General features: G+C 68.8%; 14 protein-coding genes. 7 read left to right on the forward strand and 7 right to left on the reverse strand.

The features are described from left to right. The first annotated feature begins 100 nt into the window (after window positions 1–100). Window positions 101–1,894: a thiamine pyrophosphate-requiring protein gene (locus tag AC6CID_RS02720; protein ID WP_498353533.1), complete on the forward strand. Its 1,794-nt coding sequence runs from the start codon at window positions 101–103 to the stop codon at window positions 1,892–1,894. Here AC6CID_RS02720 and AC6CID_RS02725 read toward each other — a convergent pair. Continuing rightward, window positions 1,851–2,546 (reverse strand): TetR/AcrR family transcriptional regulator, encoded by a 696-nt coding sequence (locus tag AC6CID_RS02725; RefSeq protein ID WP_033097304.1) that lies wholly within the window; start codon window positions 2,544–2,546, stop codon window positions 1,851–1,853. The two genes, AC6CID_RS02720 and AC6CID_RS02725, sit on opposite strands and share 44 nt — an antisense overlap. A gap of 70 nt (window positions 2,547–2,616) precedes the next feature. Here AC6CID_RS02725 and AC6CID_RS02730 point away from each other — a divergent pair, with 70 nt between their 5' ends. From AC6CID_RS02730 to AC6CID_RS02740, 3 genes are read left to right on the forward strand one after another with little or no spacing between them, the layout of a single operon-like run. Continuing rightward, entirely contained in the window at window positions 2,617–4,179 is a 1,563-nt protein-coding gene (locus AC6CID_RS02730; RefSeq protein ID WP_006554318.1) for a flavin-containing monooxygenase, read from the forward strand. Beyond that, window positions 4,176–5,003 (forward strand): SDR family NAD(P)-dependent oxidoreductase, encoded by an 828-nt coding sequence (locus AC6CID_RS02735; RefSeq protein WP_019288078.1) that lies wholly within the window; start codon window positions 4,176–4,178, stop codon window positions 5,001–5,003. Before AC6CID_RS02730 ends, AC6CID_RS02735 begins: the two co-directional genes overlap by 4 nt. A gap of 8 nt (window positions 5,004–5,011) precedes the next feature. Beyond that, window positions 5,012–5,923, forward strand: coding sequence for an alpha/beta hydrolase (locus tag AC6CID_RS02740; protein WP_498353534.1), 912 nt, complete (start codon window positions 5,012–5,014; stop codon window positions 5,921–5,923). Between the two features lie 18 nt (window positions 5,924–5,941). Here AC6CID_RS02740 and AC6CID_RS02745 read toward each other — a convergent pair whose 3' ends face one another. From AC6CID_RS02745 to AC6CID_RS02760, 4 genes are all read right to left on the reverse strand, one after another. Beyond that, window positions 5,942–6,898: a glycine betaine ABC transporter substrate-binding protein gene (locus AC6CID_RS02745; RefSeq protein ID WP_217580002.1), complete on the reverse strand. Its 957-nt coding sequence runs from the start codon at window positions 6,896–6,898 to the stop codon at window positions 5,942–5,944. A 132-nt stretch (window positions 6,899–7,030) separates the two neighbouring features. After that, the gene (locus AC6CID_RS02750; protein ID WP_033097302.1) at window positions 7,031–8,224 is read right to left on the reverse strand and encodes an NAD(P)-dependent malic enzyme; all 1,194 of its coding nucleotides are present in this window, start codon (window positions 8,222–8,224) and stop codon (window positions 7,031–7,033) included. 468 nt (window positions 8,225–8,692) lie between these two features. Then, window positions 8,693–9,115, reverse strand: a complete 423-nt coding sequence (locus tag AC6CID_RS02755) for a hypothetical protein (RefSeq protein ID WP_006554312.1) — start codon at window positions 9,113–9,115, stop codon at window positions 8,693–8,695. Beyond that, a complete protein-coding gene (locus tag AC6CID_RS02760; RefSeq protein ID WP_498353535.1) occupies window positions 9,112–9,966 on the reverse strand; it encodes a PHP domain-containing protein in 855 nt (284 codons plus the stop codon). The genes AC6CID_RS02755 and AC6CID_RS02760 overlap by 4 nt, the downstream gene beginning before the upstream one ends. Before the next feature lie 132 nt (window positions 9,967–10,098). Between AC6CID_RS02760 and corA the strand changes: the two genes are divergently transcribed. Continuing rightward, window positions 10,099–11,154: a magnesium/cobalt transporter CorA gene (gene corA / locus AC6CID_RS02765; RefSeq protein ID WP_183079155.1), complete on the forward strand. Its 1,056-nt coding sequence runs from the start codon at window positions 10,099–10,101 to the stop codon at window positions 11,152–11,154. Further along, on the forward strand, window positions 11,151–12,959 hold the full coding sequence (locus AC6CID_RS02770) for a hypothetical protein (protein WP_094980789.1): 1,809 nt from the start codon (window positions 11,151–11,153) through the stop codon (window positions 12,957–12,959). The genes corA and AC6CID_RS02770 overlap by 4 nt, the downstream gene beginning before the upstream one ends. A gap of 52 nt (window positions 12,960–13,011) precedes the next feature. On the opposite strand, the gene AC6CID_RS02775 is transcribed toward AC6CID_RS02770, so the two are convergent. Beyond that, on the reverse strand, window positions 13,012–13,602 hold the full coding sequence (locus tag AC6CID_RS02775; RefSeq protein ID WP_024103453.1) for a suppressor of fused domain protein: 591 nt from the start codon (window positions 13,600–13,602) through the stop codon (window positions 13,012–13,014). A gap of 74 nt (window positions 13,603–13,676) precedes the next feature. Between AC6CID_RS02775 and AC6CID_RS02780 the strand changes: the two genes are divergently transcribed. After that, window positions 13,677–14,522, forward strand: coding sequence for a hypothetical protein (locus AC6CID_RS02780; protein WP_006554307.1), 846 nt, complete (start codon window positions 13,677–13,679; stop codon window positions 14,520–14,522). Window positions 14,523–14,578: 56 nt separating this feature from the next. On the opposite strand, the gene AC6CID_RS02785 is transcribed toward AC6CID_RS02780, so the two are convergent. Beyond that, window positions 14,579–15,745: an ABC transporter ATP-binding protein gene (locus AC6CID_RS02785; RefSeq protein ID WP_024103451.1), complete on the reverse strand. Its 1,167-nt coding sequence runs from the start codon at window positions 15,743–15,745 to the stop codon at window positions 14,579–14,581.

A 15,745-nucleotide genomic window follows, 5' to 3' on the forward strand; every position in this document is an offset into this window, starting at 1 on the left:
GGCGATCGACCCGGCTCACGCCTTTTTCCGGTGTGTTTCGGACCGGGCACGACGGGCACCCTCCGGAGGACCCCCGATCGTGTCCTGCGAGGAGCTACCGATGGCAAATCCGACCGTGGCCGACTACCTGTTGCACCGCCTGCGCGCGTGGGGGGTGGACCACGTCTTCGGATATCCCGGCGACGGCATCAACGGGATCCTCGCCGCCTGGACGCGCACCGGCAACGATCCGGTCTTCGTGCAGTCCCGGCACGAGGAGATGAGCGCCTTCGAAGCCGTGGGCTATGCGAAGTTCACGGGCCGGCCCGGGGTGTGCATGGCGACCTCCGGCCCGGGCGCGATCCATCTGCTCAACGGCCTGTACGACGCGAAACTCGACCACGTTCCGGTGGTGGCGATCGTGGGCCAGACCGACCGTTCAGCGATGGGCGGGTCGTACCAGCAGGAAGTGGACCTGCACACGCTGTACAAGGATGTGGCGTCGGCGTTCGTGGAGACGGTGACGGTGCCCGAGCAGTTGCCGAACGTCCTCGACCGGGCGATGCGCACCGCCATCGCGTACCGCACTCCCACGGCAGTCATCATCCACGGCGACGTGCAGGAACTCGAGTACTCCCCGCCTGGCCACGAGTTCAAGATGGTGCCGTCGAGCGTCGGCTTCGACCGTCCCCGGATCGCACCGGACGACGACGCGATCCGGCGGGCCGCGGAGATCCTCAACGCCGGGGACCAGGTAGCGATGCTCGTCGGCAGCGGCGCCCGCGGTGCGCGGGCGCAACTCGAGCAGGTCGCGGATCTGCTCGGCGCCGGGGTGGCGAAAGCCCTGCTGGGCAAGGACGTGCTGTCGGACGAGTTGCCGTGGGTCACCGGATCGATCGGGTTGCTGGGCACGCGGCCCACCCACGAGATGATGACCGGCTGCGACACGCTGCTCATCGTCGGTTCGTCCCTCCCCTACAGCCAGTTCCTGCCCGAATACGGCCAGGCCCGCTGCGTGCAGATCGACATCGACCCGAACATGATCGGGATGCGCTATCCGAACGAGGTCAATCTCGTCGCGGATGCCGCCGCCGCGCTCGACGCGCTCGTCCCGCTGCTGCAGCGCAAGGAGGACCGGTCATGGCGTGAGGGCATCGAGCAGAACGTGCAGCGCTGGTGGCAGACCATGGGACAGCAGGCGGAGGTCGAGACGGAGTTCGTCAATCCGCTGCGGATGTTCGCCGAGGCCTCACCGCGACTGCCGGACGATGCGATCGTCACCGCCGACTCGGGTTCGGCCGCCAATTGGTATGCGCGCCAATTGCAGTTCCGCGGTGACATGCGCGGTTCACTGTCGGGCACCCTCGCGACGATGGGTCCGGCGGTGCCGTACGGGATCGGCGCGAAGTTCGCGCATCCGGGTCGTCCGGTGGTCGCGTTCGCCGGCGACGGGGCGATGCAGATGAACGGCATGGCCGAGCTGATCACCATCCAGCGGTACTGGCAGCAGTGGACCGATCCGCGGCTCGTCGTCGCGATCATCCACAACAACGATCTCAACCAGGTCACCTGGGAGATGCGTGCGATGGGTGGGGCACCGAAATTCGCGGAGTCCCAGTCGCTTCCGGACGTCGACTACGCTGCCTTCGCGCGCAGTCTCGGGCTGGGCGGCGAAACCGTGAAGTCCTCGGACGAGATGGGCTCGGCCTGGGATCGCGCGCTGGCCGCGGACCGTCCGACGGTGCTCGACGTGTACACCGATCCGGACATGCCGCCGATCCCGCCGCACGCGACGTGGGAGCAGTTCACCGATGTCGCCAAGGCCGTGCTCGCCGGTGACGAGAACCGTTGGGGCTTCGTGAAACAGGGCGTCAAGACGAAGCTGCAGGAGTACCTTCCCGGAAACGATCGCTGAGAAACCCACCGGCCGGAGCAGCGTCACCAGCCGATGAGTGGAGCGAATGTGCCGCCAGCGCAACGCCGGACAGCGCCGCGATGGCCAGTTCGACGAACTCGTCGCGGGTGAGTTCGGGATCGCGTAGCCACGCGATGGTCGTGTCCTCGACGAAGGCCACCCAGCCGCGCACGGCGAGCCGCACGGCGGGCGTCGGCTCGATCCCGATGGCGGGCAGGTGCGCGACGGTCCGGTCGACGAGCGCTGTGCGGGTGTCCTCGAAGGCCGCCCGCATGTCGGGGTCGCCGCTGGTGGCGCCGCGCAGGATCGAGACGTACATGTCGCGGCGCCGGGTGACGTAGTCGACGTACGCGACGAGCGTGCCGCGCAGCATCTCGATCGGTTCGAGACCTTCGTCCGGTGCGGTGTACTCGACGAGATCCTGGCCGACGCATCGCACGAGTTCGACGTGGTAGTCGTGCTTCGAGGCGAAGTAGTGGAACAGCAGCCCCTTCGAGACCCCGGCCCGGTCGGCGACCTCGTCGACGGAGATCTGCTCGAGGGGCCGGTCGGCGAGCAGTTCGAGACCCTGTTCGATCAGCTGGGCCCGGCGTTGGGCGGGACCGAGGCGGGTCCGGCGGGGTCCGGGACTGTCGTCTGTCACGTCCACCATGCAAACACCGTTATTGAATTATGGTCAACAAGTGTTGACCAGGTCACTGGAACGCTCTAACCTCAAGTACATGAGTCTTCCGGTTACAGATACCGTCGCCGACGCGGAGATCCGTCAGGTCGACACGCTGATCATCGGCAGCGGGTTCGCCGGGCTCGGTGCGGCCATCCGACTGTCGCAGGCGGGCAAGGACTTCCTCGTGCTCGAACGCGCCTCCGAGGTGGGCGGCACCTGGCGCGACAACACCTACCCCGGCGCGGCGTGCGACGTGCCGTCGAACCTGTACTCCTACTCGTTCGCCCTCAACCCCGGCTGGACGCGCTCGTTCTCGCCGCAGCCGGAGATCCAGGAGTACATCCGCTCGGTCGCCGACCGGTACGACGTGCGGCGACGCACTGTCTTCGAGTGCGACGTGCAGACGGCCCGCTGGAACACCGCGACGCACCGCTGGGACGTGGCCACCACGCGCGGGAAGTACAGCGCCAAGGTCGTGATCTCCGCGGTGGGCGCCCTGTGCGAGCCGTCGCTGCCCGACATCGAGGGCATCTCCGGTTTCGAGGGCGAGATCTTCCACTCGGCACGGTGGAACCACGACGCCGACCTCGCCGGCAAGCGCGTCGCGGTCATCGGCACCGGCGCCTCCGCCATCCAGATCGTGCCGGCCATCGCCGGCACCGTGGGCCATCTCGACGTCTACCAGCGCACGGCACCGTGGATCCTCCCCCGCTTCGACCGCGAGTACACCGCTCCCGAGCGGTTCGCCTTCCGGTTCATCCCCGGCTTCCAGCGCCTTTCACGCGCCCTGCAGTACACCGCCCGCGAGACGCAGGTCGTGGGTCTGGCCAAGGCGCAGGCCTTCATGAAGCCGCTCGAGCTCGCCGCGCGCATCCAGGTCCGGCGGCAGATCCGCGACAAGGAACTGCGCCGGAAGGTCACGCCGAATTACGGTATCGGCTGCAAGCGCATGCTGATCTCGAACAACTATTACCCCGCGCTCGACCGGCCGAACGTCGACCTCGTCACCGACGGCATCGCCCGCGTCACCCCGCGCGGCATCGTCACGAAGGACGGCACCGAACGCGAGGTCGACGCGATCGTCGTCGCGACGGGCTTCCACGTCACCGACTCGCCGACCTTCGCCGGCATCTTCGGCGAGGAAGGCCGTTCGCTCGCCGAGGTCTTCGACGAGACCGGCATGCGGGGGTACAAGGGCAGCTCGGTCGCCGGCTTCCCGAACCTGTTCTTCCTCGTCGGACCGAACACCGGACTCGGCCACACCTCGATGGTGTACATGATCGAGTCGCAGCTCGAATACGTCGTCGACGCCATTCGCACGATCGATCGCAACCGCATCGGCACGGTCGAGGTCCGCGAGGACGTGCAGGACGAGTACAACCGCGACCTGCAGCGCGCGATGCGGTCGAGCGTGTGGAACAACGGCGGGTGCGCGAGCTGGTATCTCGACAAGCACGGCAACAACACCACGCTGTGGCCGGGATTCACCTTCGAATTCCGCCGTATCACCCGCAGATTCGACCTCGAGGCGTACCGTAGCGTCGCCGAATCGGATCTCCCCGTCGCCACCGACCGTCCCGCGCAGGAGCGCACGTCCCGAGAGGCAGCAGTTCGATGAGTGATGTCGCAGGCCGGGTCGTCGTCGTCACGGGCGCGGGTTCCGGGATCGGCCGGGCCCTCGTCCTCGCCCTCGCGGCCCGAGGCGCCCGCCTGGCGATCTCGGATGTCGACACCACAGGGCTCGAGGAGACCGCGCGTCGCGCACGGGAACTCGGCGCCGAGGTGAAGGCCGACCATCTCGACGTCACCCAGCGCGAGAAGGTCCTCGAGTACGCCGAGCAGGTCGCCGCCCACTTCGGCGCGGTCCACCAGGTGTACAACAACGCGGGCATCGCCTATCACGGCGACCTCGAGCGCACCGAGTTCAAGGACATCGAGCGCGTGATGGACGTCGACTTCTGGGGAGTCGTCAACGGCACCAAGGCTTTCCTGCCGTATCTCATCGCGTCGGGCGACGGCCACCTGATCAATGTCTCGAGCCTGTTCGGTCTGCTGAGCATCCCGGGTCAGGCGGCGTACAACTCGGCGAAGTTCGCCGTGCGCGGCTTCACCGAGGCGGTGCGGCAGGAGATGCTCGTCGCGCGGCATCCCGTACAGGTCACGTGCGTGCATCCCGGTGGTATCAAAACCGCGATCGCGCGCAACGCCGCCGTCCCCGACGGCGACGACCAGGCGACCTTCGCGGAGTTCTTCGACCGCAAGCTCGCACGCACGACCCCCGAGGACGCGGCGAAGACCATCCTCACCGGTGTGCGGAAGAACAAGGCGCGTGTACTGATCGGCGCCGATGCGAAGCTGCTCGACGCCTTCGTCCGCGTTGCCGGACCGGCCTATCAGCGTGTCGTCGCCACCGTGACCTCCCGGGTCGTGCCGAGGGGATAGGCTGCGGCATGCCTCCGACACCGCAGCTGTCACCGCGGGTGGCGCGTACCGCCCTGCGTCCTCTCTTCCGTGCCCTGCTGTCGCCGCGCTGGTCGTTCGCCACGCAGCGCCGGTTGCTCGACCTCGCGGCGCCGTTGCAGTTCCTCCCGAAGGACACCGTGGTGCGCCCGATCGGTCTGGCGGGACGCCCCGCCGAGCGGATCACGGTGGGCGCCACCGAGCGGACCACGGCGATCCTGTACCTGCACGGCGGGGCGTACACCGGCGGGTCGCTCGCCACGCACCGCTCGCTCGCGGCGCATCTCGCCGCCGCGTCCGGAGCGGCCGTGTACGTCCTCGATTACCGGCTCGCGCCCGAGCATCCCTATCCGGCGGCGTTGAACGACGCCGAGGCGGCCTATCGCGAACTCGTCAGCGAGCACGGCTTCGAGGTGTCGAGCATCGCGATCGCCGGCGACTCGGCCGGCGGTGGCCTCGCCGCGGCCACCACACACCGGCTCGTCGACCGTCACGGGATCACCCCGCCGGCGCTCGGATTGTTGTCGCCGTGGACCGATCCGGCCGCCCGCGACCTGCCCGACGTGAACGACGTCGTTCTGAACAAGGGCTGGGTGTATTCCTCGGCCGAGGCGTATCTCGCCGGAGGCGATCCCACCGATCCCGGTTACGCGCCCATCCACGCCGATCCCACGGGTCTGCCGCCGACGCTCATCCAGGTGGGCACCGCGGAGATGTTCCACCCACAGGTGCGGCAGTACGCCGAGAAGCTCCGGGCGGCGGGCGTCGAGGTCACCCTCGTCGAACAACCCGAGCTGTGGCACGTCGCGCCGTTGCAGGCGTCGCTCGTTCCCGAGGCCGCCGCGGCGATCTCCGACTTCGGTGTGTTCCTCCGCGACCGGATGGGCACCCGCGCGGGCTGAGTACTCGCGGGGTGCCGTTCACGCTCCGGCGTGTTCGTCGATCCATTCGCGGGCCACGGTCTCGGGATCGTCTCCCTCCTCGACACGCGCACGCAGTTCGGTGAGATCGCTCGTGGTCAGTTCACCCGCGATGGTCCGCAACGCGTCGAGTTGTGCCTCGTCGAGGGTGCCCTTGCGGAAGACCGGGACGACGTTCTGGGCCGGCAGGACCGGGACGGGCGCATCGTCGGCGTTCGTGTCGTCCTGCGGGCTGCGGTCGGGTGCGTCGGGCACGGTGCTCACGGGCGAATCCGCGTCGATCTCCGCGAGGGCGGACGACGTCGTGGTGGTTCCGACGACCGTGTCGGGTTCCGACGCGACGGCGACGGACTGTGCATCCTCGATCCGTCGCACCTCGCGCGGGCGGCAGTCGGCGCGTTCGAGGGCGGTGAGTCCACCGGCGGTGTCGAAGTCCTCGGTCACCGCGAAGGTCAGGTCGGCGCAGCGGCCGGCGAGGTCGGCCACGCGGCTCACCGACCATTGCGTGAGCCGTTCGCGGTCGGCGAGCAGCACCGCGCGGTCCTGCGCCGAGGCGTAATCGGAGATGGTCAGTTCGTCGGGCAGTGCGCGCGCCAGCGCTTCGAAGACGTCCTCGGCGTCGGTCGCGTCGGCACCGGGATCGTAGGACGCGAGCAGCCGTCCCGTGTAGCCGGGGATCAGTGTGAGATCGGCGGCGTCGAGCGCTGGGGTCGGATCGGCGACGCCGGAGCGGACCTGCACGTCGATCCCGCTACTGCGCAGCGCTCCCGCGTACAGCTGCGCGAGCAGTTCCTCGTCGGGCCGCTCCCCCGCCCCGACGATCACTGTCGTCGACGGTGCCGCCTCGTCGAGAACGGGCGACGCACACCCCTGGAGCACGGCCGCCGCCGCGCATGCGGTGAGCACCGTCGCCGCGACCGGCCGGATCCGTCTCGCTTCGTTCGCCACGGCGGTCATTGTCGCCCACCGGTGCGCCACGGTCCGCACGTGCCCGACCGTCCGGCCCGCCGAGGCGCCGAACGCCCCGGTCCGGAACCCTTGTGCGGTTCGGATCGGGGCGTTCGGTGCGATCTCGCCGGGAGCGAATCCCTAGTCGGTGACGCCTTCGGCCTTCGCCGCGGCCGCGACGGCCTCGGCGACGGCGGGCGCCACGCGCGGATCGAGCGGGCTCGGGACGATCTTGTCCGCGGCCAGTTCGTCACCGACGACCGAGAGGATGGCCTCGGCGGCGGCGAGCTTCATGCCCTCGGTGATGCGGCGGGCACCTGCGTCGAGAGCGCCCTTGAACACACCGGGGAAGGCCAGCACGTTGTTGATCTGGTTCGGGAAGTCGCTGCGACCGGTCGCCACGATCGCGGCGTGCTTGTGGGCGATGTCGGGGTGGATCTCCGGATCCGGGTTCGACATCGCGAAGATGATGGCGTCGTCGGCCATCGTCGCGACGATCTCCTCGGGCACGGTGCCCGACGACACGCCGAGGTAGACGTCGGCGCCGTCGAGCGCCTCGGCGATGCCGCCCTTGCGGCCCTCCGGGTTGGTGCGGGAGGCCAGATCGGCCTTGATCTCACCGAGATCGGTGCGGTCGGAGGAGATGATGCCCTTCGAATCGAGCACCACCACATCGCGCGCACCGGCGGCGAGCAGGATGTTCGTGCACGCCACGCCGGCAGCTCCGGCGCCGGAGATCACGATGCGCAGGTCGGCGATGTCGCGGCCCTGCACCTTCACCGCACCCTTGAGGGCGGCCAGGGCGACGATGGCGGTGCCGTGCTGGTCGTCGTGCATGACCGGGCAGTCGAGCGCCTCGATGACGCGCTTCTCGATCTCGAAGCAGCGCGGAGCCGAGATGTCCTCGAGGTTGACGGCGCCGAAGGACGGACGCAGCCGGATGAGGGTCTCGACGATCGCGTCGGGATCGGTGGTGTCGAGCACCAGCGGGATGGAGTTCAGGCCCGCGAACTTCTTGAACAGCGCGGACTTGCCCTCCATCACCGGCAGCGAGGCACGTGCGCCGATGTTGCCGAGACCGAGGACCGCGGTGCCGTCGGAGACGACGACGACCAGGCGGTTGGTCCAGGTGTAACGGTCGACGAGGGTCTCGTCGGCGGCGATGGCCCGGCAGACCTGGGCGACACCGGGGGTGTATGCAATGGACAGATCGCGCTGGTTCTCGAGCGGCGCGGTCAGTTCGACCGACAGCTTGCCGTCGACGTGACTCGAGAAGATCTCCTCGTCCGTCAACTCGAGCTTCTGAGGGGTAGGTGCATCAGACACAATTGACACGATGACACTCCTGCGTGTTCCGAGTCGACCTCTGGACTCGGTTGCTGCGAAACACCGCAGTTCAATGCATCTCACACACGTGCATGCATCGAGTTGCAGCGCTTCGCCAAGGACATTGGATTGAAGCTTCCGGGCGCGATCCCGACTGCCGCTGTACAACGCTGTACGGCTTCCGGAACGTGATGGAGCCGGGGCGGGTGGCCCTGGCATCGAGCCCTGGGTGATCTAGCCCTGGGTGGGTCTGCCATCCTTCGTCCGATTCCGGGGTATTCCGGCTTTCGGATTGCCGCAAGTTTGCCACCTTCGCAGACGAACAATCAAATCGGCATCGATTGCGAAGGTCTCACGGTTTTGTCGCCTCACCTGTGAGTTTACGTGCTGTGAACACCGCGCCGCGGGCGCACCGCGATGAATTTCCGCAGTTACACGATGGCTACCGACGGGTAGCCGAGATGGCACTCGGGGCCGTCATCCCCACCACTGAGTGATCATCAGAATCGATGCAGTGAAGATCACCACAAGGCTCGACAGGAGTGCTGTGCCACCCGAGCGTCGATCCGCCGTCACCTGGGCGATCACGGCCACGAGCGCGGCGACGACGTGCGCGGCGACCGAGGTGGCGCCCGGGCCGGGGAAACCGCGGTCGCCGGCGAGGTACTGGGCCCCGCACACCACGAACGTCAGGACCAGCACCGCCCCGCACACCACACCGGAGAGAGCGCGGAGGGCGCGGACGGGCAGACTCGCGCGGCGCGATGCGGGTTCGTACGGATCGGCGTAGTACCCCTCGTCCGGGTAATACGGTTCGTTGTAGTACTCACTGTCGTAGTAGTTTTCGTCGTTCGGCGACCCGTACTCCTCGTCCGGATACCGCGCACCCCGTCGCCTCATCCCTCGAGCACCTCCACACCGGTCGCGCAGTCGAGCAACGCCTCGTACGCCGCCGGAGCCGTGGTGAAGCTGCCGAGCCTGATGGTCTTGTTGTCGCCGTGATAGTCGGACGATCCCGTGACGACGACCCCGAGCGACCGCGCGAGATCGCGCATCGTCCGCACATCCTGCTCGTCGTGATCGGGATGATCGGCCTCGACACCGCCGAGTCCGAGTTCGGCGAGTTCCTCGATGTGGTCGAGGGCGAGGAGCCGCCCACGCACACGTGCCCGGGCGTGCGCCACCACCGGCACACCGCCCGCGGCCGTCACCATCTTCACGGCGTCGGCGAGCGGGGTATCAGCCTTCGGTACGTAGTAACGGCCGCGCGGCGACAGCAGCTCGGTGAATGCGTCGGCCACCGTGGGCACCACACCGGCGGCGACGAGCGCCCGCGCCAGATGGGGCCGGCCCGCGGCGGGGCCCGCCTCGGCGAGCACTGCGTCGATGTCGATCGGCAGACCGTCGTCCGCCATCCGCACACCCATCGCCCGGATCCGCGACACCCGTTCGCCACGGAGCCGCTCGAGTTCGGCGACGAAGACCGGATCGTGCGGGTCGAACAGATAGGCCAGCAGGTGCACGGCGACCGGGGCGCCGTCCTCCCCGCGTCCCGCGCAGGACATCTCCATTCCCCGGACGAGACGCAGGCCCGTCGGCAGGGCCGCTGCGGCCTCGTCCCATCCCGCGGTCGTGTCGTGGTCGGTCAGGGCCACGACGTCGAGACCCGCCCGGGCAGCGGCACGGACCAGTTCCGCGGGACGGTCGGTGCCGTCCGATGCGGACGAGTGGGTGTGGAGATCGATACGCACGCCACCAGTCTGTCAGGTCGGCGGGCTAGCATGATTGGAGCTGCCCCGCCCGGTCCCCGTCGACGGGCGACCGCCGCGCCGCGGGCCTGCGACCGGGCCGCGTCCCAGCGGCATGCCGTGAGGAAGGACAACATGCCGCACCAGCCTTCTCGTGCCCCCCGTCGCGGCCCCACTCCCCCGGTCCCCACCGAGCAAGCGGTGGTCGACTGCGCGGTCTACGTCGACGGGCACCGCCTGCCCGGCCGCTACAGCCACACCGAGGCGGTGGCAGAGGTACGTCGGCGCGGTACGGGATTCGTGTGGCTCGGGCTGCACCACCCCGACGAGAAGCAGATGACGAACGTCTCGCACACCTTCGGACTCCACGAGCTGATGGTCGAGGACGCCGTCCACGCCCACCAGCGCCCGAAGCTCGAGCGCTACGACGACGTGCTGTTCCTGGTGCTGCGCACCGTCAGTTACATCGAGCACGAGTCGGTGACGACCACCAAGGACATCGTCGAGACCGGCGAGATCATGTTGTTCACCGGCCCCGACTTCATCGTGAGCGTGCGGCACGGCGACCACTCCGAGCTCTCGCACGTGCGCAAGCGCCTCGAAAGCGACCCCGATCATCTGTCCCACGGTCCGGCGGCCGTGCTCCACGCGATCGCCGACCACGTGGTCGACTCCTATCTCGCCGTCACCACGGCCGTGCAACCCGACGTCGACGACATCGAGGAACTCGTGTTCACCCCCGACACGCGGATCGCGGTCGACCAGATCTACATGCTCAAGCGCGAGATCGTGCAGTTGCGCCGCGCCGTCGTGCCGCTCGCCGAACCACTGCAGCAACTCATCCGGGCGCCGGGCAACCCGATCCCGAAGGACGTCCGGCGCTACTTCCGCGACGTCGCCGACCACCACACCACGGTGTCCGACCGCATCGCGGCCTTCGACGAGACGCTCGGCACGCTGCTCGACGCGGCGATCGCGAAGGTCACCGTGCAGCAGAACACCGACATGCGCAAGATCTCCGCGTGGGTCGCGATCGCCGCCGTGCCGACGATGATCGCCGGGATCTACGGCATGAACTTCGATCGCATGCCCGAACTGCATTGGCAATACGGCTATTACGTCGTGCTCTCCGCGATCGTCGCGATCACCGTGGGACTGTTCGTCACCTTCAGGCGCAACAACTGGTTGTGACCACCGAACTCGACCGCCCCTCGACACGCGCTGCGCAGGCTGCGCGATCTCCTCGGCGCCACGTGCTCGCCGTCGCCCTCGCGCTGATCCTGCTGCAGACGATCCTCCGGACCGTGGTGGCCGCGACCGGCGAGTTCTACTGGGACGACCTGATCCTCGTCGGGCGCGCGGGGTCGTATCCGCTGCTGTCCGACGCCTTCCTGCGGTATGACCACGACGGTCACCTGATGCCCGCCGCCTTCCTCGTGGCGGGGATCGCCACGGCGATCGCGCCGCTGGAATGGTGGCCGGCGGCGGCCTCGCTCGTGATCGGTCAGTTGCTCGCCTCGCTGGCGGTGCTGCGGGTGCTCTGGTTGCTGCTCGGCCCGCGACGCGCTCTGTGGGGACCGTTGCTGTTCTATCTCCTCACGCCGCTGACGCTTCCGGCCTTCGCGTGGTGGTCGGCCGCGCTCAACGCGTTGCCGCTGCAGGCCGCACTGGCCTGGGTGGCGGGAGATGCGCTGCAGTACAGCAGGACCGGCCGGCGCCGTCATATCGTGAGCGCCCTCGTCGTCACCGCTGTGGCGCTGGTGTTCTTCGAGAAGTCGGTCCTCGTTCCGTTCGCCGCGTTCGCGACGGTCGCCCTCGCACACCACGTCGACGGACTCGTTCGGCCGATCCGCAGCACGTGGGCGCAGGCCCGGCCGTTGTGGCTCGGCTCGGCGGCCGTGCTGGTCGTGTGGGCGGTCTGTTACTCGACGATCGTCGAATCCCGGTTCGGGATCCCGCCGTGGTCGATGGTGGCCGGGTTGACCCATCACGGCATCTCCTACGGGCTGTTGCCGTCGCTGCTCGGGGGTCCCTGGGAATGGGAGCGGTGGAATCCGAGCCCGCCCTGGGCCGATCCCCCGCTCGTGCTCGTCGTGGTCGCGTGGCTCGCTGTCGCGGGCGCCGCAGCGTGGACGGTGCGCCGGCGACGGCGGGCCGGGCCCGTGTGGTTCGCTGTGATCGCCTACATCCTGGCCTCGCTCGCGGCGATGATCAGCACCCGCTTCGGCCCGGAGACCACCTACGAACTCGCGCGCACTCTGCGCTACTTCGCCGACTCCGCCGTGGTCGTCGCGATCGCCGCGGCGCTGATCCTGCGCGCCCCGCGACGAGGCACGACGTCCCGTCCTCGTGCCGTGCGTGCGGCCGCCTGGACCTGCGCGGCCGTGTTCACCGTCGGCTCCCTGTGGTCGACCGTGACGTTCGCGCGCAGCTGGTCGGACAATCCGACGGGCGATTATCTCGGGGCGGCGAAGGCGGCGCTCACGGCCCGGCCCGACGAGCCCGTGCTCGATCACCCGGTGTCGGTATGGATCCTGCTGCCCGTCACCTACCCGCACAACCTGGTGGGGTCCGTCTTCTCCGCGCTGCCCGTCCGGTCCGACATCCGCGACCACGCGACCGACCTGTGGGTCCTCGACGATCTCGGTCACCGCACTCCTGCCGACCTGCTGCCGCTGCGCCTCGTCCCGCCCGGCCCCGAGCCCGACTGTGGCCATCGCGTCACCACCGACGCCGTCACGGCCGTGCCGCTCGATTCCCCCGCGGGCGACTGGGAGTGGACCGTGCAGGTGAACTACCGGGCCTCCGCCGACGGCACGATCGACCTCGGCTTCCCCGGCCGCGCATCCGTTCCGGTCCCCGTCACCGAAGGACTCGGGACGGTGTACGTCCGCGTCTCCGGGGACGGGTCGGCGTTGCAGGCGCGCTCGTCCACCCCCGGCACGACCGTGTGCCTCGGTGCCGGATCGCTCGGAGTGGTCGTGCCGCGGGGGTGACGGCGGGCCAGCGTGGCGCGTCCGAGCGCGCGGTCCGTGAGAACCGGGACGGTCACAGACGTGCTTGCGCCCGGCGCGGGTCGCTCAGGTCGATGCCCGCTTCCTCCCACGCCTCGCGCAGCGCCTCGGTTCCCTTCAGCCGCTTCCAGGCCGCCTCGGTACCGGTGATCGGGCGGGCCTCGAAGAAGTGGACCGGATCGGAGGGCTCGGGCAGTTCCAGCGACGGCACGTCGGCCGTCTCGAGCAACACCGCGGTGAACGGAGCGCCCGGCCACAGCGGCTCCCCGAGATCGAGCAGGGCGTCGTCGGTGAGGACCACGCCCTCCACGGCGGGCAGCGCAGCGAGCACCGCGAGGGTGCGGTGGACACCGGCGGTGACGCCCTCGTTGTCGCGCAGGCTGAGGACCAGTTCGGCCCGCGGCCCGCGCGTCGGGTCGGCCACCATGTCGGTCGGATCGCCCATCGGATGCCGTGAGCACCCCAGAGTGGCGTACCGCAGGAGCTCTGCACCACGGAAGCGGAGGACCTCGATCGGTTCGAGACCGAGGAAGGTCACCGACGCCGATTCCGGCTCCGGATCCCCCGGCACGGTCAGATGTTCGGTGAGGTGGCTGCGGACGGTGGCGAGAACTGCGTCGGTCACCCCTGCAATGTAGTCCCCGTCCCCGCACATGCGGTTCACACCCGGACCTGTGCACCGCGCGGTACCGTCGAAGCGTGGCTCGCGACACCGGTTTTCCGGTCTCCGATGCCGGCGACGATTTCGCCCGGCAACGCCGGCGCGCCGAGTACGCCCGGCTGATCGCATGGCTGCGCCGCGAACCGGCCGACGTCAACACGGTGCTGCCCTTCGACGACGTCGTCGCAGCCCTCGGACGCCTCGGTGAACGGCGACTCGGGTTGCAGATCATCGAGGTCGCCTCGATCGTCGGCAGCGTCGACCGTGCCGACGACTTCGACCGCCGTTTCCGCCCCACCTCGGCACGCCTGCGCGCCAGGTGGGAACGCATCGCGGCCGCGCGGCGGCGCGGCGAGGCCATGCCCCCGATCTCCGTGTACCGGGTGGGACCGATGCATTTCGTGCAGGACGGGCACCACCGTGTGTCCATCGCCTACGCGCAGGGCGACCGCACCATCGACGCCTACGTCACCGAGATCACCACGAAGGTGCCCGCGGAGGGCATCACCGCCCGTCCCGATCTCGTGCGCAAGGACCACTTCAGGATGTTTCTCGGCCGCGTTCCCCTGCACGGCGCGGCCCAGGACACGATCCGCGTGTCCGACCCGTGGGGATACGCCGAACTGGCCGAGGCCGTCGAGGCGTGGGGTTTCCGCTTGATGCAGGATCTCGGCGAGTACCTCACCCGCGAGGAGGTCGCGCGGCGCTGGTACGAGGAGGAATTCGTCCCCGTCGTCGCGATGGCCCGGGAAGCGGGGATGTTGCGCTCACGCACCGACGCCGAGGTGTATCTGTGGATCGCGAGCGAGCGGTACCGGCTCGTGCGGCGGCACGTGTGGAGCGAGGAGATCGTCGACGAGCTCCGTAGCCGCGCACCCCGCTGACGGCTTCGGTGGATCCGGACCCGTTTTCCGGGGTCGGATCCACCGAAGCCGGTTTGTCAGAGGGTGACGTTCGCGCCGGTCTCCTGATCGAACAAGGCGATCTTCGCCCTGTCGAACCACAACTGCACGGTCCCGCCCTTGGTGGCCTGCGATTCCACCGACAATCGCGCGACCAGCGATTCGGCCGACATGTCGGCGCCGGCGTCGGCGGCGAGTTCGTCGAGGTCCTTCGAGTGCACGCCCGGCCCCTCGGCCGTGAAGTACGCGAACTTGTCGGAGCCCATCGACTCGAGCACGTCGACCTCGGCGGAGAAGGTCACGCCCGTCTCCCGTTGGGTCGGGTCGAGCAGGTCGGTGTCCTCGAAGTGCTCCGGACGGATACCGACGACCACCTCGCGCGACGGATTGTTGCGACGCACGGTCTCCCACCGCTCGTCGGGCAACCGGAACTCGCCGAACGAGGTGCGGATCGAACCGTTCTCGATCTGCCCCGGAACGAAGTTCATCGACGGCGATCCGATGAAGCCGGCGACGAACAGGTTCCGCGGATGGTCGTACAACTCCTGCGGCGCCCCGACCTGCTGCACGATCCCACCGCGCATCACGACGACGCGGTCGCCGAGCGTCATCGCCTCGGTCTGGTCGTGCGTGACGTACACCGTCGTGGTCCCGAGACGCTTCTGCAGGCGCGCGATCTCGGTGCGCATCTGCACGCGCAGCTTCGCGTCGAGATTCGACAGCGGCTCGTCCATGAGGAACGCCTTGGGGCTGCGCACGATCGCACGACCCATGGCCACGCGTTGCCGCTGACCGCCCGACAGGTTGGCGGGCTTGCGGTCGAGATGCTGTGTGAGATCGAGGATCCGGGCCGCCTCGTCGACCTTGCGGGCGATCTCGTCCTTGGACACCTTCGCGAGGGTGAGCGGGAACGCGATGTTGTCGCGCACCGACATGTGCGGGTACAGCGCGTAGGACTGGAAGACCATCGCGATGTCGCGGTCCTTCGGTGCCCGCTCGTTGACACGCTCACCCGCGATGCGCAGCTCGCCGTCGGAGATGTCCTCGAGACCGGCGATCATGTTGAGCGTCGTGGATTTTCCGCACCCGGACGGGCCGACGAGGATGATGAACTCGCCGTCGGCGATCTCGAGATCCACGTCGCTGACGGCCTTCGCTCCGTCCGGATATTCCTTCGTCACCTTGTCGAGCACGATCTCGGCCAC

The sequence above is a fragment of the Rhodococcus sp. GQ147 genome (genome assembly GCF_059759155.1).